The organism is Deltaproteobacteria bacterium (assembly GCA_009930495.1).
In the GTDB taxonomy this organism is placed as follows: Bacteria; Desulfobacterota; Desulfovibrionia; order Desulfovibrionales; family Desulfomicrobiaceae; genus Desulfomicrobium.
Map to the genome: position 1 here is coordinate 1 of RZYB01000373.1, position 1,544 is coordinate 1,544.

Consider the following 1,544-nt stretch of genomic DNA (forward strand, 5'->3'; position numbering starts at 1 on the left):
GTCGCAGGCCCCCGGCCGACACGGGCCAGGAGGCCCCGGGCAACCAGATCCTGGAGGTCATAGCTCGCGGTTCGCTTTGAAATGCCGCCCTCCAGAAGCCCAAGCAGATCCTTGCTCGAAATGCTGCCATGCTCCCGGACGTATTCGCACACAAGAACCTGTCGGGAATTCAGCTCAAGGGGTAACCCGCCTTCATTTCTGGCTTTATCGGTTCGTGCAGGCACAGGATCGTCCACGCCTTCCCCATTCTCGGGCACAAACGAATCCACGCTCTGCACACGTTCGTCATCTTCGTTTCGCGCATGGCCGTTTATGCCCAGCTGCTCGGACTGGATCACCCGCCCTTCGGACATGACGGCGGCCGTGATGATCACATGCTTGAGTTCACGAATATTGCCCGGCCAGTCATAAGAGACCAGGGCTTTCAGGGCGCCGCGGGAAAGGGCCAGGCCGGTCCTCCCGGCCATGTGCTCCCCCTCCTGCAGGAAATGCATGGCCAGAAGCGGGATGTTCTGCCGCTGCTCTCGAAGCGGCGGGGTCGTGATGGAAATGACCTTGAGCCGGTAATAGAGATCCTCCCGAAACTTCCCTTCCGTGATCAGAGCTTTCAGATCGACGTTGGTGGCCGTGATCAGGCGCACGTTCACGTCCACGTCCTGGTCGCTGCCAAGCGGCTTGATCTTGCGCAGGGACAGGGCTCTGAGCAGGGCCTGCTGGACCTTCAGGGACGCGGACTGGATCTCGTCCAGAAACAGGGTGCCGCCGTCGGCCTGCAAGAATGCGCCGCGCCGGTCCCCCTTGCCGTCCGTGAACGCCCCCTTGACGTGCCCGAAAAGGGAATCAAGCAGGAGATTTTCATCGAGCTCGCCGCAATTGATGGAAATGAAAGGCTTGCCGTTTCGGGCCGACAGCCGGTGCACCGCTTCGGCGGCCAATTGCTTGCCCGTGCCAGTCTCGCCCCAGATGAGCACGTCCACTTCGACCTGGCTGGCCTTGATGATGTCCCGCTTCATCTGCGTCATGTGCGCACCTGACCCGACAAATTCCGGAAAATTCTCGTCCAGCGTGGAAATGACCGGCCCCATGCTCAATTCGGCAGGCTCCTTCAAGGTCACGGATTCGATTTTGAGATCCTTGGACTTGATCTCCTCGAACTGCGCCTGCAGCGTCCTGATCATGGAATTGATGGAATCCTTGAGCAGTTCGGCCTCGTAGCCCGTCTCGACCAGACGGACCTCCTCCCACTCTCCCTTTTCCGTGAGGGTCTTCACGGCATAGGCCAATTCCTGCAGGCCAAGCGTGGTGCCCCTGGCCACCAGTGCGATGGCCAGCATCAGGACCAGCACGGAGATGAGGCTTATTATCAGCATGACGTCGATATGCCTGTAACCGGCGAGGTCCACCAGCACGCTGCGGTCTTCATAGGCGATCCCGCCGACGATGGCGACGTCCTCATCCGCGGACAGTCGCAGGCGCACCGGAGCGTAGGCCAGAAAATGCTCGCTGTAGGGCGAAGAGGTTTCCACGCGGCTGAGCGGGCGGAC

At 60.7% G+C, this 1,544-nt stretch carries 1 protein-coding gene; it reads right to left on the reverse strand.

Annotation, left to right across the window (positions count from 1 at the left end; translation table 11 throughout):
• The coding region (locus tag EOL86_14790; GenBank protein ID NCD26836.1) for an AAA family ATPase at window positions 1-1,544 on the reverse strand (1,544 nt) is incomplete at both ends.